This is a genomic window from Paenibacillus rigui (genome assembly GCF_002234615.1).
GTDB lineage: Bacteria > Bacillota > Bacilli > Paenibacillales > NBRC-103111 > Paenibacillus_S > Paenibacillus_S rigui.
In genome coordinates, this window is the sequence record NZ_NMQW01000025.1 from 18,703 (window position 1) to 38,228 (window position 19,526).

The 19,526-nt window shown below is 49.9% G+C and carries 22 protein-coding genes and 1 riboswitch; of the genes, 16 read left to right on the forward strand and 6 right to left on the reverse strand.

Annotated features, from left to right (window positions below; all coding sequences use genetic code 11):
- The first annotated feature begins 58 nt into the window (after positions 1 to 58).
- The 6 genes from CF651_RS17860 (at position 59) to CF651_RS17885 (ending at position 5,440) form a co-directional block, all read left to right on the forward strand.
- Positions 59 to 1,372, forward strand: a complete 1,314-nt coding sequence (locus CF651_RS17860) for an ABC transporter substrate-binding protein (RefSeq protein ID WP_094016229.1) — start codon at positions 59 to 61, stop codon at positions 1,370 to 1,372.
- A gap of 12 nt (positions 1,373 to 1,384) precedes the next feature.
- Complete coding sequence (locus CF651_RS17865; protein WP_094016230.1) at positions 1,385 to 2,266, forward strand: carbohydrate ABC transporter permease; 882 nt, start codon at positions 1,385 to 1,387, stop codon at positions 2,264 to 2,266.
- A gap of 122 nt (positions 2,267 to 2,388) precedes the next feature.
- Positions 2,389 to 3,174, forward strand: a complete 786-nt coding sequence (locus tag CF651_RS17870) for a carbohydrate ABC transporter permease (RefSeq protein WP_094016414.1) — start codon at positions 2,389 to 2,391, stop codon at positions 3,172 to 3,174.
- Between the two features lie 229 nt (positions 3,175 to 3,403).
- On the forward strand, positions 3,404 to 3,709 hold the full coding sequence (locus tag CF651_RS33510; RefSeq protein WP_483869982.1) for a four-helix bundle copper-binding protein: 306 nt from the start codon (positions 3,404 to 3,406) through the stop codon (positions 3,707 to 3,709).
- Between the two features lie 288 nt (positions 3,710 to 3,997).
- Complete coding sequence (locus tag CF651_RS17880; protein WP_094016232.1) at positions 3,998 to 4,903, forward strand: NAD(P)/FAD-dependent oxidoreductase; 906 nt, start codon at positions 3,998 to 4,000, stop codon at positions 4,901 to 4,903.
- 132 nt (positions 4,904 to 5,035) lie between these two features.
- A complete protein-coding gene (locus tag CF651_RS17885) occupies positions 5,036 to 5,440 on the forward strand; it encodes a CBS domain-containing protein (RefSeq protein ID WP_094016233.1) in 405 nt (134 codons plus the stop codon).
- On the opposite strand, the gene CF651_RS17890 is transcribed toward CF651_RS17885, so the two are convergent.
- Positions 5,437 to 6,666: a macrolide family glycosyltransferase gene (locus CF651_RS17890; RefSeq protein ID WP_094016234.1), complete on the reverse strand. Its 1,230-nt coding sequence runs from the start codon at positions 6,664 to 6,666 to the stop codon at positions 5,437 to 5,439. The two genes, CF651_RS17885 and CF651_RS17890, sit on opposite strands and share 4 nt — an antisense overlap.
- A gap of 215 nt (positions 6,667 to 6,881) precedes the next feature.
- Between CF651_RS17890 and CF651_RS17895 the strand changes: the two genes are divergently transcribed.
- The 3 genes from CF651_RS17895 (at position 6,882) to CF651_RS17905 (ending at position 8,680) form a co-directional block, all read left to right on the forward strand.
- Positions 6,882 to 7,670, forward strand: coding sequence for a TrmB family transcriptional regulator (locus tag CF651_RS17895; protein ID WP_245856036.1), 789 nt, complete (start codon positions 6,882 to 6,884; stop codon positions 7,668 to 7,670).
- Between the two features lie 26 nt (positions 7,671 to 7,696).
- On the forward strand, positions 7,697 to 8,209 hold the full coding sequence (locus CF651_RS17900; protein WP_094016236.1) for a DinB family protein: 513 nt from the start codon (positions 7,697 to 7,699) through the stop codon (positions 8,207 to 8,209).
- A 144-nt stretch (positions 8,210 to 8,353) separates the two neighbouring features.
- Positions 8,354 to 8,680 (forward strand): MarR family winged helix-turn-helix transcriptional regulator, encoded by a 327-nt coding sequence (locus tag CF651_RS17905; RefSeq protein ID WP_094016237.1) that lies wholly within the window; start codon positions 8,354 to 8,356, stop codon positions 8,678 to 8,680.
- Positions 8,681 to 8,827: 147 nt separating this feature from the next.
- On the opposite strand, the gene CF651_RS17910 is transcribed toward CF651_RS17905, so the two are convergent.
- From CF651_RS17910 to CF651_RS17920, 3 genes are all read right to left on the reverse strand, one after another.
- Positions 8,828 to 9,619, reverse strand: coding sequence for an SDR family NAD(P)-dependent oxidoreductase (locus CF651_RS17910; protein ID WP_094016238.1), 792 nt, complete (start codon positions 9,617 to 9,619; stop codon positions 8,828 to 8,830).
- 202 nt (positions 9,620 to 9,821) lie between these two features.
- Positions 9,822 to 10,832: an AraC family transcriptional regulator gene (locus tag CF651_RS17915; protein WP_094016239.1), complete on the reverse strand. Its 1,011-nt coding sequence runs from the start codon at positions 10,830 to 10,832 to the stop codon at positions 9,822 to 9,824.
- Between the two features lie 175 nt (positions 10,833 to 11,007).
- Complete coding sequence (locus CF651_RS17920; protein ID WP_094016240.1) at positions 11,008 to 11,928, reverse strand: alpha/beta hydrolase family protein; 921 nt, start codon at positions 11,926 to 11,928, stop codon at positions 11,008 to 11,010.
- Positions 11,929 to 12,051: 123 nt separating this feature from the next.
- Here CF651_RS17920 and CF651_RS17925 point away from each other — a divergent pair, with 123 nt between their 5' ends.
- Positions 12,052 to 12,516 (forward strand): MarR family winged helix-turn-helix transcriptional regulator, encoded by a 465-nt coding sequence (locus CF651_RS17925; protein ID WP_094016241.1) that lies wholly within the window; start codon positions 12,052 to 12,054, stop codon positions 12,514 to 12,516.
- A gap of 73 nt (positions 12,517 to 12,589) precedes the next feature.
- Here the strand turns inward: CF651_RS17925 and CF651_RS17930 are convergent, their stop codons facing one another.
- On the reverse strand, positions 12,590 to 13,189 hold the full coding sequence (locus CF651_RS17930) for a DJ-1/PfpI family protein (protein WP_094016242.1): 600 nt from the start codon (positions 13,187 to 13,189) through the stop codon (positions 12,590 to 12,592).
- Between the two features lie 60 nt (positions 13,190 to 13,249).
- A riboswitch (ZMP/ZTP riboswitch) is annotated at positions 13,250 to 13,331 on the reverse strand.
- Between the two features lie 124 nt (positions 13,332 to 13,455).
- Between CF651_RS17930 and CF651_RS17935 the strand changes: the two genes are divergently transcribed.
- Positions 13,456 to 13,836, forward strand: a complete 381-nt coding sequence (locus CF651_RS17935; protein ID WP_094016243.1) for a MerR family transcriptional regulator — start codon at positions 13,456 to 13,458, stop codon at positions 13,834 to 13,836.
- Positions 13,837 to 13,866: 30 nt separating this feature from the next.
- Positions 13,867 to 14,628, forward strand: a complete 762-nt coding sequence (locus CF651_RS17940; protein ID WP_094016244.1) for an SDR family oxidoreductase — start codon at positions 13,867 to 13,869, stop codon at positions 14,626 to 14,628.
- Positions 14,629 to 14,778: 150 nt separating this feature from the next.
- Here CF651_RS17940 and CF651_RS17945 read toward each other — a convergent pair whose 3' ends face one another.
- Positions 14,779 to 15,777 (reverse strand): pectinesterase family protein, encoded by a 999-nt coding sequence (locus tag CF651_RS17945; RefSeq protein WP_094016245.1) that lies wholly within the window; start codon positions 15,775 to 15,777, stop codon positions 14,779 to 14,781.
- 202 nt (positions 15,778 to 15,979) lie between these two features.
- On the opposite strand from CF651_RS17945, the gene CF651_RS17950 reads away from it, so the two are divergent.
- The 4 genes from CF651_RS17950 to CF651_RS17965 all read left to right on the forward strand — a co-directional run bounded on the left by CF651_RS17950 (position 15,980) and on the right by CF651_RS17965 (position 19,488).
- Positions 15,980 to 17,164: an MFS transporter gene (locus tag CF651_RS17950; RefSeq protein WP_094016246.1), complete on the forward strand. Its 1,185-nt coding sequence runs from the start codon at positions 15,980 to 15,982 to the stop codon at positions 17,162 to 17,164.
- A 91-nt stretch (positions 17,165 to 17,255) separates the two neighbouring features.
- Positions 17,256 to 17,813, forward strand: a complete 558-nt coding sequence (locus CF651_RS17955; protein WP_179232875.1) for an SLOG family protein — start codon at positions 17,256 to 17,258, stop codon at positions 17,811 to 17,813.
- 131 nt (positions 17,814 to 17,944) lie between these two features.
- Positions 17,945 to 18,226, forward strand: a complete 282-nt coding sequence (locus tag CF651_RS17960) for an ArsR/SmtB family transcription factor (RefSeq protein ID WP_094016248.1) — start codon at positions 17,945 to 17,947, stop codon at positions 18,224 to 18,226.
- 71 nt (positions 18,227 to 18,297) lie between these two features.
- Positions 18,298 to 19,488, forward strand: coding sequence for an MFS transporter (locus CF651_RS17965; protein WP_094016249.1), 1,191 nt, complete (start codon positions 18,298 to 18,300; stop codon positions 19,486 to 19,488).
- The last annotated feature ends 38 nt before the right edge of the window (positions 19,489 to 19,526 follow it).

Sequence of the window (19,526 nt, forward strand, 5' to 3'; positions counted from 1 at the left end):
ATACTACATGTAAGGGCTTTCTTAAAAGTCCAGCTACATTTTGAAGGGAGCGTTATGAATGAATCGGATGCCTACACGCAAGTCCATGTTCTTGCTCTTGGTATCTCTCTTGGTACTTCTTAGTGCGTGCAACAGCGGTGGAGGGACGCAAGGAGCGGCAAAAAACGAAGCAGCAGGGGGAAACGAAGGGAAAAAAGTTCAGCTTCAAATGTGGTTTTGGCAGGGAGCGTCCTTTGAGAAAATCATACCGGAGTTTAACCGCACCCATCCGAATATCGAAATCGTACCGCAAATCTACAAATGGGAAGACGCTCACAAAAAGCTGCTGACCGCCATGTCGGCCGGCTCGGGAGCTCCGGATATCGCCATGATCGATATTTCGCAGCTCGACCAGTTTACGAAGTACCCTGATAAATTTTATGATCTGAATGAGCTTGGCGCCAAAGATGTATCCAAGGATTATCTGGAATGGAAATGGAAGCAAGCCTCGGTAGGCAGCAAGCAGTTGGGTCTTCCTACGGATATCGGCCCGATGGTGCTTTATTACCGGCAGGATTTGTTCCAGCAAGCGGGACTTCCTTCGGAACCGAACGATGTTGCCGCAAAAATTAAAAACTGGGATGATTTCCTGGCAGCAGGCAAAACGTTGAAGGAGAAGACAGGGGCTAACATTTTGTCCAATCCTTACGAGCTGTACGGAGCCATCCGTGACCAAGGCAACGATCTCTACTTCGACAAAGACGAGAACTTGATTATGGAAAGCAATCCGCAAATCAAGAAAGCGCTCGATTACTATAAAAAAGCCCGTGAAATGGGCATCGCCGGAACGTATGATCAGAAAAACGCGCTGCAGGAATATTCCGCGGCTCTGAACTCGGGCAAAATTGCCACCTACATTTCTGCCGCTTGGGGCCGTGGGCACGTTGAAACGCGGGCGCCGGATACGAAAGGCAAATGGCGTGCAGCCAAAATTCCGGAAGGCACAGGCAACATGGGCGGCTCGTTCCTGCTCATTCCGAAGGAATCGAAATATTCCAAAGAAGCGTATACTGCGATCCAATGGCTGACCTCGCCGCCTCAACAGCTCGAAGTATTTAAGCTGTCGGGCAACTTCCCGTCGACGCCTTCAGTGTATGGGGATAAAGCATTTACGGAGACAGGCTATGAATTCTGGGGCAACCAGAAGCTGGGCGTGCTGTTCTCCGAGGTGGCCAAGGACGTGAAGGTGCAGCGCAAAGGACCTTACTATCAAACGGTGGAAGATATTATGAATGATGGCATGCTGGCCGTAACCGTCGATAAATCGAAGGATCCCGACAAAGAATTCTGGGCGCTTGTAGAGAAGGCCAAGACCAAATTGAAAAATAAATAGGATGTGGATACGATGAAAGGGTTCAGGACGTATCTGGCTCCCTACCTCATGATTTCGCCTTTTTATATCTTGTTTATCGTGTTCGGCCTGTTTCCGATCTTGTTCTCGCTGTACTTGGCGTTTCATGCATGGGATGGCTTGGGTCCGATGGAGTATGTAGGACTGCGTAATTTCCGCAATTTGCTGACCGACGATCCGGATTTCTGGAAGTCGGTCGGCAACACCTTCATCATCTGGTTTCTATCGACCGTACCGCAGCTGTTTCTGGCGCTGGTCGTTGCCTTCCTGCTCAATGCCGCCTTTGTACGGTTCAAAGATTTTTACCGTGCCGTATACTTTCTGCCGAACATTACTTCGATCGTAGCGGTAGCCATCATTTTCGGCTCCTTCTTCGGAAGCCAGTTCGGGCTGATTAATGGGCTGCTGCAGGCGTTGGGCCTGCCGCGCATCGAATGGATCAACGATCCGTTCTGGGTCAAGGTAGCTGTCTCGCTCATGGTTATTTGGCGGTGGACCGGCTATAACGCAATTATTTATTTGGCGGGGCTGCAGGGAATTCCGCATGATCTGTATGAAGCCGCCACGATTGATGGAGCGAGCCGAAAGCAGCAGTTTTTCAGCATTACGCTGCCGCTGCTGAAGCCGATCATTTTGTTCACCGTCATCCTCTCCACGATCGGGGGCATGCAGCTGTTCACGGAGCCGCTCATTCTCGTCGGCAATACCGGAGGGGCAACCAAGGGGGGCTTGACGCTGGTGCTGTACTTGTATAATCAGGCGTTCGGCAACCAGCTGTTCGGCTACGCCTCCGCAATTGCCTGGATGCTGTTTATCATTATCGGTCTGTTCTCCTTCCTGAACTGGAAATTCGTCTCGAGAGGGGAGGGGGTCTGATGAGCGCGGATTCTTCCAAAGCCGCAGTCAGCAGCAGAGGAGGCGGCAGCCGGGCGGCTGTCCTGCCCCAGGCCAAGACGAGGTCAACCCGGACGCCCAGCAGTTTGATCATCCAATTGTGCATGCTGATCGGTGCGCTGCTGTCCTTGTTCCCGTTCTATTGGCTGTTCGTGATGTCTACGGCAACGACGGCGGATATGTTCCGGTTCCCGCCCCGTTTCGTGCCGAGCGACCAGCTGCTGGTCAATATCGGGAAAGTGCTGGATCACGTCGGATTTTTCAAATCGTTCGGCAACAGTTTGATTGTCGCGGGAACGCATACGCTGCTTGTGCTGTTCTTCTGCTCGCTGGCAGGATTCGCCTTCGCCAAGTTTGAGTTTCCGGGCAAGCCGTATCTGTTCTTCTTCCTGCTGATGACGATGATGGTGCCGCAGCAGCTCGGTCTGATTCCGCAGTTCATCATCATGCAGAAGCTCGGCTGGATCAACGACCTGAAGGCGCTGATTATCCCGGGGGCGGCGAGTGCCTTCGGCATCTTCTGGATGCGGCAGTATGCGGCCTCCGTGCTGCATGATGAGCTGATCAATGCGGGACGGATCGACGGCTGCAACTCGTTCGACCTGTACTGGCTTGTCGCTCTTCCGGTGCTGCGTCCGGCGCTCGCGACGCTCGGCATCATCACGTTCCTGAATTCGTGGAACGATTACCTGTGGCCGCTTGTTGTTATCTCAGTGCAGGATAAATTCACGATCCAGATGCTGATTGCCTCAATGAACGGCGTGTACAGTACGGATTATTCCATGGTCATGGCCGCGACCCTGATGGCCACGGTACCGTTGATCATCGTCTTCGCCCTCTTCAGCCGCCAGTTCATTGCAGGGCTCATGCAGGGCTCGGTGAAGGACTGAGACGAGCATATGGAGAAAAGAGAACCGGCTCAAAGGCGTATTTTTTACGCCCTTGGGCCGGTCTTTGATTCTGCGGGAGGTGGTGCGGAGCGGCGACTTTTTACTCCGTGCCGATTAGGCATAACGGTCGGTTTGAAGGACATAATATCCGGGGGAAATCCCCAATCATTCCATACAAGGAGAGCTGACTGTGCCAACGATTGTAAATTCGTCTGTCGAACATGCTCAAATGTGCATTGATGCTTGCAGCAAGTGTATGCAAGCGTGTGAAGAGTGCTTAACTTCTTGTCTGCAGGAAGCCGACGTGCAGTCCCGTATTCATTGCATCAGCATGCTTCGAGACTGTGCTGACATTTGCGCTCTGGCCTCCCAATGGATGGCTCGCGGCAGTATGTATGCAAAACAGCTTTGTCAGCTATGTGCAACCATTTGTGACGCGTGTGCTGTAGAATGCGCCAAGTTTCAGGATGCGCATTGCAAGGCTTGTGCCGACTATTGCCGCAAGTGTGCTGACGAATGCCGCAAGATGGCGTAAAAAGAAGTATTGCAGAGGGCGGGTTATCCGCCCTTTTTTGACGTTTATTCCTAGATGCAGAAGTCTGTTGTTACGGTAGTTGCGCTGTTGGGGAGACTTGATCTGACAACCGTTGTTCTTGACGGGCAGACAAATTTATGGCTATTATAGATATATTAAATCCACAATAGAAGGAGGCCGGCTAAGACAAGACAAGGAAGAGAAGAGGACAGCAATGTCAGGCTTCGATCATTTATAGATATTATATGTCTTTGAAGTATCTAAATTACCGGATGGAGGATGGAATTAATGAGCTATGATTGTGCCATTGTCGGCGGCGGGCCGGCGGGATTAAACGCAGCGCTGGTGCTGGGAAGGGCGAGAAGGAGCGTTGCGCTGTTTGATAACAACCAGCCGAGGAACGCTGTGACGCATGCCTCTCACGGTTTCATTACGCGAGACGGGATTCAGCCGGCCGAGTTTCGGCGCATTGCCTATGAGGAGGTGCTGCGTTACCCTTCGGTACGGCATTGGCCGGCGGAGGTGACCGATATCCGGAGAACGGATCACGGCTTTACCCTTTGCACCCCGTCGGGCGAGCTTGTGCAGGCTCGCAAGCTGATTTTGGCTGCCGGCCTGAAGGAGGTATTTCCCGAGATCGAGGGACTTCGGGACTTTTATGGGAAAAGCCTGTTCAACTGCCCCTTTTGCGACGGCTGGGAGCTGCGGGATCAACCGCTAGCGGTCGTTTCGGACAATCCGGGCGTGTTTCATAAGACCAAGCTGCTGCTCAACTGGAGTCGGGATTTGGTCGTGTGCACTAACGGTCACGATATCCTGACTGCTGAGCAGCGGGAGCAGCTTGCAGCCAGGAGCATCCGAATCGTGGATACTCCTGTCACGGCATTTTCCGGGCGGGAGGGCTTGCTCGAACGGGTACATTTTGCGGATGGTACGCATATTGAGCGAAGCGGAGGATTTATCGATCCCGCTCAGCTTCCCAAAGCCTGCTTCGATGAAGCATTGGGCTATCAAACTGCAAACAACGGAGGGATTGTAACCGATGCGATGGGCAGGACTACCGCAGCCGGAGTATACGCGGCAGGGGATTCGGCCTATGTGATGCCTTCCCAGTTGATATTTGCCGCGGCCTCCGGCAGCAAAGCGGCGATGGCCGTTCTTGGGGACCTCACGGAAGAGGCTTGGCGAGAATAGACTTGGCGAGAATAGACTTGAGAGCAATGATGAAACACCGGGAGTCTGACTGAGCTTGAAATCATTACCTGCCATTGCCACATGCGCCCCATGACAAAATATGCTTTAATAGTATGTAAGGAGCGTGATACAGTGGACATAAAATCTTTTCTGCATCCCAAGAGCGAGGTCTCTTACATCACGACATCTTCCAACATGAAAGAAGCCTTGGACAAATTGGAGGCGTGCCACTATACGGCCATTCCGATCTTGGATGACAATGGAGTATATTTCGGGACGCTTTCCGAAGGAGATTTGTTATGGAAAATGAAGGCCACGCCAGGCCTTGATTTCGGAAGCATGCACGAAATTCCCATCGTTTCCATCAAAAAACGAATGAAAATCGAATGTGTCACGATCGGCGCCGATCTGGACGATATGCTGGCGCTGGCGGCAGATCAGAACTTCGTTCCGGTCGTAGACGACGATCGCGTCTTTCTTGGTATTATTCGCCGCAAAGATATAATCGAATACTATACCCGGAATATTACGGATTAGTTGGAGAGACCCGATCTGCAAGCTGGATCGGGTCTTTCTTTGGTAAATTGGAGAATCTCATCGACAGCTTCATGATACCCGCCTGAATTTCGAAACGATTCCCTCATCTTTGCAGCAGCCTTCCTGAAAGATGAGAGGGATAACACATGATCTACGGCTTCACGCAGCTGACTTGCCGTTAAGCTTTGCATTTGTAACGTAATGCCTGCTCCGATATTGGCGACTTGTCCGGCGATGATCGGCTGATCCGCGCTTTGTGGGATGACTATTAACGGAACTCCGTAATAGAGACCTTCATGGGTACTGTTCATGCCGCCATGTGTAATAAATAATGCAGTGTGTTGCAGTACTTCCATTTGCGGCACATAATTTTTGACGATGAAGTTTTTGGGGATTTCCCCCAAATCGGAAACTAGAGTTTTATTCCCGATCGACATGACAATAGGATGCTCCGTGTTCCCCAACGCCTCAAAACAGAGCTTATAGAAATCAATGGCTTGGTTAAAGACGGTTCCCAGAGAAATGTAAATCGGATTTTTCTCCTTGATTTCAGTAAAGTCGAAGCTTTCTTGAGTTAATCGTGAAGAGATGGACGGACCTACAAACGTATAAGTTGAGTCAAAGTCTTCTCCACCAGGTTGAAACTCCCTTGTTGTATAGACGATTGTAAGGGGGGCAGGATTACAAAACACTTCGTAAGGCGAATGGATATCCACGCCGTATTTTTCCTTCACCAGGACCGTCAGGCTTTGAAATTTATCGTTTATAGGTTTAACTATTTCTGCAGGAACATTTGTGAAAAATGGCGCCAGCATTTTATCGAAAGATACCTTTGTTTGCGCGAAAGAAGTACAGGAGTTGATTGCAGGAAGCTTAAGAATTTGAGCAAGCAAACGTCCACAACCAAACATGGAATCATGGATGATGTAATCAAAATGCTCTCCTTGGATCTGTTCTAGAACGCTCGGGATGACTATATCTGCCGTAAGTAAAAGACCGTTGATCCTTTCGAGTAAATAATTTCTTCCCCCGGAGATAAAGGCTTTTATAAATTTTTGATCGTCAAGCGTTCGTACGGTAGCCCCTGTCTTCTCAATTCGCTCCCGAAAAGCTTCTATAGCAAAGTACACTACCTCTTCTCCACGCGAAATAAGCTCTTGCACAACTCCAATAGTCGGATTGATGTGTCCCTCGGATCCCGCATTAATAAATAAAACACGCGCCATTTCTACCGCTCCTTAGTATGCCGAATAACGAATGTGTTTCAGATTTGGTTAGTTATTCTTATTATACTTCAGTCCATGGAAAACTTAGCTTGTTCAAAATATTTATGATTTTAAAAAAGTTTACTCACTACCTTACTCTTGTAGTTATTGCACTTTTCTTACCACCACAGTAGTATAGGGTTATCATTTGCGCTGGAGGTGATGCCGTGAACAACATGATTTTGAATTTAACACAGATTGGTTTTACCTCTTACGAGGCTAAAGCCTATTTCGCATTGCTGCAGAAGCATCCGGCAATCGGTTATGAAATAAGCAAGTTATCTAGAATCCCCACTTCCAAAATCTATGAAGCCTTAACCGGATTGGTAAGGAAGGGAGCCATTATTTGCAGTGCAACGGAGCCAACCTATTATTCACCTGTAGACCCCGAGATTGTATTGCAGAAAATTGAGAAGGAGTACAGGAGCAAAATTAGCGGGTTACGAGACGGGCTTAAGCAAATACCCGCAATACCTGATATGGATATTACATGGAATCTTGCCGAGTACCCCGTTATCGTCGAGAAGATGATCGAAGCCATTGGCAGCGCATCGGAGTTTCTCTTACTTTCTCTGTTTCCTGAAGAAGCGGAACAACTGAAAGAGGTCATCCATCACGCGGAAAACAGAAAGGTGAGGGTCATCGTCGGGGTCTTTGGTGACTCCAGTCTAGCTTGCAAAGAGGTTATCAATCTTCAATCTTGCGGGTTCACGTCGGTTAAAAGAATCGGAAAACGTCTGAACGTCGTAGTTAGTGATGCGAAGGAAGTCGTGATCGGCGAAATGGACCGAACGACGGGCAGCAAAGGGATATGGACAACGAATCCGAGCATCGTATTGACTGCCAAGGAATACATCAAGCATGACATATGGGGACATTTTCTAATCGATGCCATCGGTGATACCGCATTTCAGGACATGTGCAGCACGAATAAAACATTATCTTATCTTATCCGTAACCGTTAAATTTCTATTCGTGGAGGAGAACCAACATGCTAACCGTTCCATCTGTACAAGAATACGCCAGTCCTTTTAAACACTATATTGATTTGGTTGCGGATGATTTGATTTCTGCGCTGAGCTTGAATGCCAAGAAAGCAGTGGAGCTCATGCTTCGTTTGCCAGAAGAGAAATGGGATTATCGATATGCTGCCGGTAAATGGAGCGTAAAGGAAGTAATCGGACACCTGATCGATAACGAAATCATTATGGTGTATCGTTTGCTCCGAATCTCGAGAGGAGATGCAACAATCCTGCCGGGGTATAATCAGGATCAATTTATCGCTGAATCTCCTTACCCTAACTTTTCCTCGCCAAGCTTAATGGATTATTACAAAATCGTCCGTAAAATGACGATCGCCACGCTGCAGGGAGTCGAGTCTGAAAGCTGGTTAAGGCAAGGAACCATCGGCAGCAGTATTGTATCCGCTCGAGCTCTAGCCTATGTCATCGCAGGTCATGAGATCCACCATCTGAATATCCTTCGAGACAAGTATTTGTCTTAAAGGGTGGAGCGATTAGTCATGAACTTGCACGCTTCGCTTCCATACCAGGATAACGTCCACTCACGGTATCGATACGAGCTAAATCCTCTGAGGTAAGTTCAATATCGACCGCGGTGACATTTTCCTCGAAGTGTAATAAAAGAGATGTCCGAGCACACCGGACTATCGGAGGGCGATTATGGGGTATTGGATCGGTTAGTCCTTTTGGGGGAGGGCAGCCTTCGCCAACAGGATTTGGCCGAATCGATGGATTGGGATAAGAGTCGATTATCACATCATCTGACGCGGATGGAAAAACGCAGGCTTGTGACGAGGAAACCATTAGAAACAGATCGTCGTGTTCAAGTCATCATCACTTCCGTTGGAAAATCGGCATTGGACAATGCTCGTCCCATCGTTTCCAAGGCAATACGCAAACATTTTCTCGATCAATTAACCGATACAGCGTCTTGTAATACCCCGTCGCCATGACCGCGTTTTTTGAAGTAAATATGTTAAACATTATTTGAACAGGCCCTTCCGCCCAAACGACGGAGGGGCTTTTGCTTGAAGTAAGCGAAAGCCCCTCTAGGTACCCCAGCTGTGCAAGAAACGATACTCATCGAAATAGAGTTTTTGTCAAAAAATTGTAGGCACCATGCCCCCGTCCATACGGATAGGAGAGCCTTTGAATGCGGATGCATAAGGGCTGCATACAAAAGCAGCCAGCCTGCCTATTTCAAAAGGCTTGATAAACCGCTGTATTTCGGATTGGGGCAGGTTTGCAGACATGAATTTTTTTTCTTTTTCCGAAAATGCCATATCATCAGGAAACAAACGATTAATGATTTGATATACATTTTCAGAAAGCGTTGGTCCCGGCATGATCGTATTGGATGTGACTTCCGTCCCAATCGTTAGTTTAGATATGCTTTTTGACAGTGATAATAACATAGATTTGGTCATGCAATACTGGGGCATCTGTCCTGAAGGCATAATCGCTTCTTCACTTGCAATAAAGATGATGCGTCCAAAGTTGTTTTTCAACATAGTAGGCAAATAAAATTTAGATAATCCATTAGCGGCTAGGACATTTGTTCGGAAGTATTTGTCCCATACTTCATCGTCCACGTCCTCATAAGACATGATTTCATAAATACCCGTATTGTTAACCAGAATATCGACAGAGGGATATTTCGCAAATAAAGCGTTTCTTTGCTGCATATCCACGATATCCGCTGCAGCATTCTGAGGAGAGGTCGACGGGAACTCCGACTTCAGTTCATTTACCGTTCGTTCAACCTCTTCAGGGTTCCGTCCATTAACGAGGACATTGACGCCTTCCCGGGCAAGTTCAATGGCAATGGCTTTACCTATACCTTTCGTCGATCCAGTGACTAAAGCGGTTTTGTTTCTTAATCCCATATCCATAACGGTTGTCTCCTTTGTTGTCATTCACGAGAAGGTGATTGGAAGTTATTGTTGGAACATCATTGTGTCCCGGATAGAGATAATATTACTTTGCCCGGATCGTTCGGTAACTAGCGTAAAACGCCAAATTTCTTGTATAACCCGCCAATTCATGAACCCCGTTAACATACTACCCTGCTTTAAGCGGGTTAGGTTTGCGAGTCTATGAGGGCGGGTTTTTCTCTAAATATTCGGAACGCCAATTCGAAGGAGTATCCCCTTCCCATAGACGAAAGGCGCGGTAAAATGAGTTCTGATCTTCATATCCTATTAAGAAAGCCACTTCTTTAATATCGAGCTTGGGGTCGGCCAAGTATTCCCGTGCCTGTTCGTGCCGAGCCTGCGTTAGCAGCTGCTTGAACGTTGTCCCTTCGTCGGTAAGACGGCGCTGCAAGGTACGATCGCTCATGCCTAACTCGCTTGCCACAGCCCGAATGTCAAGTTGCCCTCCGGTGAGGCTGCGCTTCAATATCCACTTGACCATCTCGGGAATGGAACGGCTGCAATGTTCATCTAATGTTCGGTCCAGTACAGGAGTCAGGATCTCCAGCAGCTCTTTGTTATATGAAATAAAAGGGCGATCCAGATCTCTTCGATGCAGCGTCAATCGGTTATGGGGCGCACTCACGCGGATAGGGCAACCGAAGAAAGTCTCAAGAGCCTTGACATCGCCCATCGGATGAGAAAATTCAACGGACCGTGCAGTTAGAGTCTGGCCCGTACCCCTTCGGCCAAGCTCTAGGAGAAAGGCCAGTGTGGTGCCAACCAACACGGGAGGAACGGGTTGCTCGCTACGTATCCATTCCAATTCAATGGTACAGTGATCGCCTTCTTCGGTTATACGTAAGCTTTCCGGAGGGCACAGTTGTTTGTAACGGGCCATTCGGGTAAGGGCGTCGCGATAGTTACGAGCATGGTAGGTCGCTAAGACGGTCGGCGGGTATTGTGTCGTTTCAAAGACGGTTACAAGCTTAATGATTCCGATGGCAATATCACCAACGAGGTCGGAGTAGGCTTGCCAGATTCTAAAATATTGGGCCGCGGTGACCACAGCTGGTTCTGCGATCATAGTAAGCGGAAGCTGCGCGGCGCGAGCTACGTCGTCCGGGGAAATTCCCGATTGTTGTAATCCCGACCAAAATCCAGGCGGAATTTTTATGCGGTCAGATTTCATAGCGTATGGATCTCCTTTAATTGCTTACCTATTCGTTCCGGCTATGATTAAGTATACATAAAAATGCCCTTATCCTCATTAAAGACATGAAGCAGCGCCGCCCTATTTTGTTAGCAAGACGCAGCTGCCGGTATAGATCGGCAGCTGCGTCCTAGTTTTTAGCTATTGTATCCCGTTACTTGGACTCGATGCGCCCTAACGGAATGGCGCTCTCTTCCAGAGCGGTGCGCGCTGCCGGCCAGCTGGAATCGTCGAGGTCGAGCGCATTACGAATGTAAGACCATGTGAGCCGCTGAAGCAAGGCGATTCGTTCGGGATTCTCGTCCGTCGTCTCCGCGACGTCATACCCGGCGATCCCGCCAAGCGAGTGTTCTGCCCCGAAGAGGAGGAGCAGGCTCTTGCTGCCCGGGCTCAGGAAGTAGGGGTCGGTGAACCAGTCCGGTCCCCGAGTGGACAGTAGTGATTGGTCATGGTCCCCCGCCACCACAAGGGTCGGCGTGCTCATGTCCGAAAAGCTCGGGTTCATAAATGGGAAGTGCTCTGCCGCGAACGGAGCCAAGTCAGGCCCGCCCTTGCCAGGCGTAGCAAGCAACACGCCCGCCTTGATCCTCGGGTCGGACATGTCCTCTCCCGGTTTACCGTGGGCATCGAGGACTCGCGCGCCGAGCAGCATGCTCACCGTTTGGCCTCCCCAGGAGTGACCGGCTGCGGCGATGCGGCTTTGATCAAGGCGCCCGCTGAGGCCGGGAACGGAAGCTTCAATGAGATTGAGCTGGTCGAGGATGCGTTTCATGTCCTCGACTCGGAAACGCCAGATCAGCGGTGTACGGGGATCGTCAGGAGGGAGGCTCAGTGTCCTCGAGTCGAGATGGGTGGGTTGAATGACCACGAAGCCGTGGGCAGCCCAGTAATCGACCAACGGACCGTAGCCATCCAACGACGAGCCAAAACCGTGCGAGAAAACAATAATAGGCAATTCACTCCCAATCGCAGGCATAGATACCCGCACTTGCAGATTGTCATCACGGCCTGCGGCTGGCAGGACTATCGACTTTATTGAGACGACTGGAGCGGGTGTACTTACGTTCATTTCCATAATAAATGTTCCTTTCCTTTTTACTTTGATATGGCAATCTAATGATGGCTTCAGGTTGACGCGTCAACTAATAGCGACTGTAGCATATTGTGGTTGACACGTCAACTATGATATTATGTTCATATGGATAAGAGCGAACTAAACGAAGAAGAAATGCGAATATGGCATATGTGGAAAGGCTCCTTTCAGAGCATCTTTGGTCGCGTAATAAAGGAGATGTCCGAGCACACCGGACTATCGGAGGGCGATTATGGGGTATTGGATCGGTTAGTCCTTTTGGGGGACGGCAGCCTTCGCCAACAGGAATTGGCCGAATCCATGGACTGGGATAAGAGCCGATTGTCACATCATCTGACGCGGATGGAAAAACGCAGACTTGTGACGAGGAAACCATTAGAAACAGATCGTGGTGTTCAAGTCATCATCACTTCCGTTGGAAAATCGGCATTGGACGATGCCCGTCCCATCGTTTCCAAGGCAATACGCAAACATTTTCTTAATCAATTAACCGATCAGGACATTGAGTTGATTACTAAGCTGGCGGAAAGAACAAAAGCAGGGGCTGCTTGTAAAGCCCCGCGGCCATGACCGCGTTTGTTGAAGTAAATATGTTAAACGGCCCTTCCGCCAAAATGACGGAGGGGCTTTTGCTTTCCGTTCATCACATCGTACCTAAGTAGACATCGCCCAACCTGCCTGCCTGATAATAGGGATACTCAAGTTTCTGCTGCACCTGAAGAACGGTGTCTGTATTTGTCAGCCATTCTACCATGTAGAGCCCCAGATCAATTGAAGCCGTTACGCCACCTCCGGTGATGACATTGCCGTCCCGAACCACTCGGGCCTTTACGACTTCCGTACAATAGGGAGCCAACAAATCGTAAGCCGACGAGTTCGTGGTCGCTTTCTTTCCCTCCAGAAATCCGGCCGCTCCCCAAAGTAAGGCCCCTGTGCAGACCGACACCTTATATTGTACGGATTCTGCAGTCCGGACCCATTCCATGAAGGCATCGTCGAACCGAAGCTTTCGGGTCGAAAAGCCTCCGGGGAGAAATACCAGATCAAATTCACCCAAATTGGGCAGCACCTTGTCGGCCTTCATTGTCAGCCCCCGATCATCCGTTACTATCGCCTTGTCTGCACAAAACGTCCAGGATACGTTTTCTCTCGATTTCAAGATTGCCAGCCAGGTTATCGCTTCATAAAATCCAGCTAAATCCATGCTTGTCATCCCGTCAAATAATACAAAAGCCATTTTCATTGCCCTTACCACCTTTCATTTCCTTGGAAAATAAAAAAGCATTTGATCAAAAGAGACCAAACACTTTGCCCAGGCGTACGGCATATGAAATATGTGCTTCCTCGTGGTTCTCTCCACGTTTACGCCAGTCGCACATACCAAATCTTTCCTTTTTATTATTACCAGAAATTTGGAGGATTGCAACTAAAAATCCTTTTTGTTGACTTAAACCATAGTTTAAGTCGTATCATAGTCTTGTCGACATGAAAAAATTTGGAGGCCTTCAGATGAAGTATTATTCAATTGGCGAAGCTTCAGCCAAATTCAATATCCCAGAATCAACGATACGTTATTATGAAAAAAAAGGACTGCTACCACTGATCGAGCGTGATGAAGCTGGGAGGCGGTTATTTTCAGAAGATCAAATTACGCTCCTTGAAATTGTTATTTATTTAAAAAATACGCACATGCCAATAAGTGGTATCAAGCAATATGTTGATTGGGTAGTTGAAGGAGATAACACCACTGAACGCCGACTTGAAATGATGAAAAATCACAAACAAGCTGTGCTGGCTGAAATTTCACTAATGACAGAATCCTTGAAAAAAATTGACGTGAAAATTACACGTTATACCAAACGCATTCAGGATAGAAAAGAACAAAAATAGATGAAAGAATAAGGGAGAAGAGGGACTACAATGAAACTTTCAGGAAACACAATACTTATTACAGGCGGAAGTGCTGGAATAGGATTAGCTTTTGCAGAGCGCTTTATAAAAGCCGGAAATACCGTCATCGTTTGTGGACGACGTGAACATGTACTTCAAGAAGCGAAACAAAAGCTTCCTAGCCTTATTACTCGTGTAAGTGATTTGGATATTGAATCTGAGCGTACAGCATTGTTTGAATGGGTAACGGCGAACTATCCAGAAGTGAATGTGTTAGTTAATAATGCAGGGATTCAACAACGCTTTCATGTGTTAAAAGCGGATGCAAAGAACAATTGGAGTTATTTCAGCAAAGAAATCACAACCAACATGGAAGCACCCTTCCATCTCGCTATGCTGTTCGCTCCATTTTTTGCAACAAAAGAAGAGGCGGCTATCATTAACGTGACATCCGGGTTAGCCTTTACACCGTTTGCTATTGCCCCGATATATTCAGCATCAAAAGCGGCGCTTCATTCATTTACAATGAGTCTCCGACACCAGCTTTCTGAAACGTCTGTAGAAGTAATTGAAGTTGCTCCCCCGGCAGTGAATACGGATTTAGGCGGATATGGGCTGCATAGCCAAGGGGAACCGTTAGATGCCTTCGCAGATGGAATTTTCAAAGGATTAGAAGAGGGTAAAAAGGAAATTGGATATGGTACTTCTGTGAATCGCTTACGCATGTCGAGAGATGAAGTCGACGTATACGTAGAAAATATGTATAAGGCAACGAAGAACACAATTGAATAATGTTTACGAGTCTATATGCATTCTTTAAAATGTATTGCTTTTACTCCAATAAAAACACGAAGGCAGCCGTTTACTCGGCTGCCTTCGTGTTTTTATTGAACTAGCGTATCGATCGAGCTGCCTACTCCCTTTAATGGAGGTGCAGCAGCTTCACCCCGCCGGGTTCCAGCCGTCGCGGCCGGCAAGAACCCTTGGCGCAGCGTAGGCCTTGGCCTCCTCGGCGGTCAGCTGCGCCGACCAGACCACACGCTGCCCGGGGTTAGCCCCCGGCCCCGTGCTGTTGAACTCGCAGAAGACGGTCGTCTGCTCGCACTCGGGCTTATTCCAGTTGTCCCAGCCTGCGGGGACAATGTGCTCGCCCAGCCAGCAGTCCAGGAAGGCGGCCTTGGCGTAGCTGCGCCATGGCCTGCCGAGATAAACCGACTGTGCCGGCGCGTCGCTTGTGATCCGGCAGTCGTGGAACACGTAGCCGAAGCGTACGTCCTCCGGCGTCGAGGGAGCGGTCAGCCAGCCGTGGATGCGGCCGGACGGGAACTCAGCGGCGTCTTCTTCGCCAAGGCGCCGCTTCGAGAAAATCTCGCAGCGCTCGAACACCGCTGTCGCCGAACCGAATATAAAATCGATGTCCCCTTCGATATAGCACTGCTCGTAGTACTGCCGCGTATGCCGCCGCGGCGCCAGCTCGCGGGGGCCTCCGAAGAGCGCGCGCTTCACAGGAGCGGGCGGCAGGGGTGCGGTAAACAGCGTATCCTGATGCCCCAGGAAACGGCAGCCCCGGAACGCGGCGCGGTCCCCGTCTACATAAGCGGCGACTGCTTGTCCGACCAGCTCGCCGCGGCCGGCCGCGTTCTCGAAGGTCAGCTGCTCTGCGGTGAAGTCGTCGGCACCGATAAACACGGAATACGAACGGAAGGTTTCGAAATCATCGCCGTTCGGCAGTTTTTTCTTGGCATGATCATCATAGGTGAGGATGGTATGCTCTGCGCTCTCACCGATCAGCGTAACAAATGGCTTTTCGATGTGGAGCTTTTCTTTATATATACCGTTTTTGATATGAATAATGACCCTCTCCCGGTTGTCGTCGGGAATTTGATTCAATGCTTCTTGTACAGTGCGGAAATCTCCGCTGCCATCGGCGGCTACGATCATGTCAGGCACTCCTTTTGAACGGGATGAATGAGATGCTATGGAATCCAGATTATTTTACCACATAGGGTCAAACGGCAGTCAATCCGGAGCAAACCGACAGCAAAAGGAAACGATTGTAAAGGTTTACAGAACCGAAACAGAGTGCTACCATAACAAGACAAGCCAATACACACGTGTGCAGTCAGCAGGTTAGGGGGTTCTCATGGAAACTTGGAAACGGAACTTATGGCTATTATGGATCGGATGCTTTATTACCTCGGCCAGCTTCTCGATGGTCATTCCATTTTTACCGTTATTTCTTCTTCACATCGGGGTTAGCCAGCATATTGAAATGTGGTCGGGGCTGCTGTTCAGCTCCGCTTTTTTTGCTGGGGCGCTTTCTTCCCCTTACTGGGGGGCGATGGCGGACAAGTACGGGCGCAAGCCGATGATCGTGCGGGCCGGGCTGGTGCTGTGTGTCATCTATTTGCTGACCTCGCTGGTGACGAACCCGTATCAGCTGCTGGTGCTGCGCATTTTGCAGGGCCTTCTGAGCGGCTTTATTCCGGGCTCCATCGCGTTGGTCGGCACGAATACGCCGGAGCAAAAGGTTGGATACGCGCTGTCCATGATGTCCACCTCTACGGCAACCGGCGGTATTATGGGACCGCTGCTCGGCGGGGTCATTTCTAAAATTTTTGACAACCGGATTGCATTCGCTAGCGCAGGGGTGCTCGTTCTATTCAGTACGCTGCTTGTCATCCTCTGGGTGAAGGAAGAGAAGTTCGTACCAAGCAAGACGCGCAGCTCCGTCATCGAATCAATGAAAATGGCGGTCAACAACCGTCCCTTGCTTGCGATTCTGGTGTTGACCATGTTTACGCAATTTTCGGTGATGACTATCGAGCCGGTGCTCCCTCTGTATATCGTTCAGATTGGCGGCTCGGTGAAGGAAGCGTCGCTCGTTGCCGGGATCGTCTTCTCTCTTGTCGGCATCGCCAGTATTCTGTTCGCCCCCCGCTGGGGCAAGCTGGCCGATAAAATCGGCTTTCAGAAAATATTGATTATCGGCCTGCTGGTCGGCGGACTTGGCAATTTGGCGCAGATTCCGGTGCATAACCTGTGGGGCTTCTCGATCATCCGGTTCGTTTATGGTGCCTTCTTTTGTGCGGTATTTCCGGCGCTGAACGGGATGGTAGTGCGAACGACGTCGGCCGATTTCCGCGGGAGGGCCTTCGGTCTTAGCCAGACGGCGAATCAGTTGGGCGGCATGCTCGGACCTCTGGTCGGCGGGGCGATCAGTGGCGCTTTTTCGATACATAGCGTATTCTGGGTAACGGGACTGCTGCTTATTTTCTCCATGGGACTGGCGTATTGGTCCAAAAGCCACGCCGTTCAGCCGTCCTGATTTAAGTGTATACAATATATGGAGGTTGGCGGCAGTCACGCAATGCTGTGTCAAGCGGAAGAAGCTGCGCAAGGGTAAGGGGGTAAATGTCATTATGAACCGCGTATTGGTCGTAGGCTATAAGGCATCGGAGCTGGGCATTTTCTCGCTTAAGCATCCGGGCATCGATATTATTAAAAAGGCCATCAAAAAGCAGCTCCTCGCTTTGCTCGACGAAGGGCTGGAATGGGTCATCGTCAGCGGCCAATGGGGGGTGGAGCTATGGGCTGCCGAAGCGGTGCTGGAGCTTCAGGAGGAATACCCGGAGCTGCAGTTGGCCGTCATCACTCCTTTCATTGAGCAGGATGAGAAATGGAACGAGCCGAAGCAGGAGTACTACCGGGGCATCGTGCGAAGGGCCAACTACATCAACAGCGTGACGAAGACGAAGTATGACGGACCGTGGCAGTTCAAGGAGAAGAATAAGTTTCTGCTGCGCAACTCGGACGGCATGATTCTGTTGTACGACGAGGAGATGGAGGGTTCGCCGAAGTTTATGAAGGAGCAGGCGTTGAGGCTGGCAGGAGCGGATGGGGGCTACCGGATTATTCAAATTACGGCCTCGGACCTGCAGTCCATTGCCGACGAGGAGCAGCCGGACTATTTTTAAAAAAGAAACGAATTTCGCCGGTGGCTGAAATCCACCTATTTACAACCGCAGGAATCTGTGGTAACTTTAATTTCAATATATATAGAAATAACGAAATAACACATGAAACCATCACTAAAGGAGAGGCAGCTATGGTGGAGGACAACGCAGAAACTCGTCAAGCCGTCAAAGTATACAAAGCACTCGGAGAACCGACCCGGCTGAAAATTGCCCTATTACTCACAGAGGAGAGAAATTTGTGCTGTTCTGACATTATGGGTAAGCTCGAGTCTGTCGCCGGTTCCACGCTATCCCATCATTTAAAGCAGCTGACGGACTGTGGCCTGTTGGACCTTCGCAAGGACGGCACTTATATTTATTACAGCGTGAACCATGAAATCGCGAAGAAGTATGCACCTTATTTGTTGGAGTAATTTTTTTCGTTTTAATTTCTATATTTTTAGAAATATAAAAATAACGGAGTGAGAGAGGAGTTACAAATTATATGTCTAACGCATGGAAAATTTATATGCTGGCTGTGGTCAGCTTTTTGGTTGGAACGTCGGAGTTCATCATTGCAGGCATTCTTGATAAAGTGGCGGGGGATATCGGAGTGACGTTGGCCGCCGCCGGTCAGCTTATCACGGTGTTCTCGCTTGCCTATGCCTTTGGCACGCCGATCTTGATGGCCGTGACCTCCCGCATGGAGCGAAGGAAGCTGCTGATGTATGCTCTCGGTGTCTTCGTTGTCGGCAATGTGATTGCGGTCGCTTTACCCGGATTTGAATTTCTGGTTGCCTCGCGCGTCATCTTGGCTTTAAGTACAGGGGTATTCGTCGTAACAGCCTTGACTGTGGCATCCAAGCTGGCTCCGCCGGACAAACAAGGCAGCGCTATCGCTACCCTTGTGATGGGCTTCTCCACGGCATTGATCGTCGGTGTTCCGCTCGGCAGGGTGGTCGCTTCCTTGTATGATTGGAAAACCATCTTCGGAGGCATCGGCTTCCTCGGATTGCTCGCCATCCTAGCCGTTGCTCTCACTATTCCGCAGACGGATGGCGAAGAGCCCGTTCCGATCCGCCAGCAGCTTGCTTTGCTGAAGGAGCCTAGAATTACCGTAGCGCTTCTGATCACCTTCTTCTGGATTTCCGGCTATTCCATTGCCTACACGTACATTTCACCGTTCCTGCTTACGGTAACGGGGATGAGCGAGCAGGGAGTGAGCGCAGGGCTGTTCGCCTTCGGTATTGCCAGTCTGATCGGCTCCAAGTTCGGTGGCTTCAGCACGGATAAATGGGGCGTGTCCCGCACGCTGGTGGGAGGTATGCTGCTTCACGCGGTTGCCCTCGTCCTCATCTCGCTTGCAGCGAAATCCCCGGCCATGATGTTTCCGCTGCTTATGCTGTGGTCCTTCTCGGCCTGGTCGTCGGGTCCGACCCAGCAATATAATCTGATTATGCAGGCCCCTGAGGCTTCCGGCATTATGCTGAGCCTGAACAGCTCCGTGCTTCAGCTGGCTATGGCCGCAGGCGCCGGTATCGGCGGCATCGTGGTAGAGCAGGTGTCGCTGACCTCGATAAGCTGGATCGGTGCTGCCGGAGTCACTGTCGCCGCTGCAACGGCTGCAGCCTCCTTCGGACGCTCCCGTGCGCTGGCCCGTCAGAAGGCGGAGGATCGCAAGCTGCAGAGGGCTTGATGTATGATATACGACTCGGGCAGTGCCAATGCGGGATT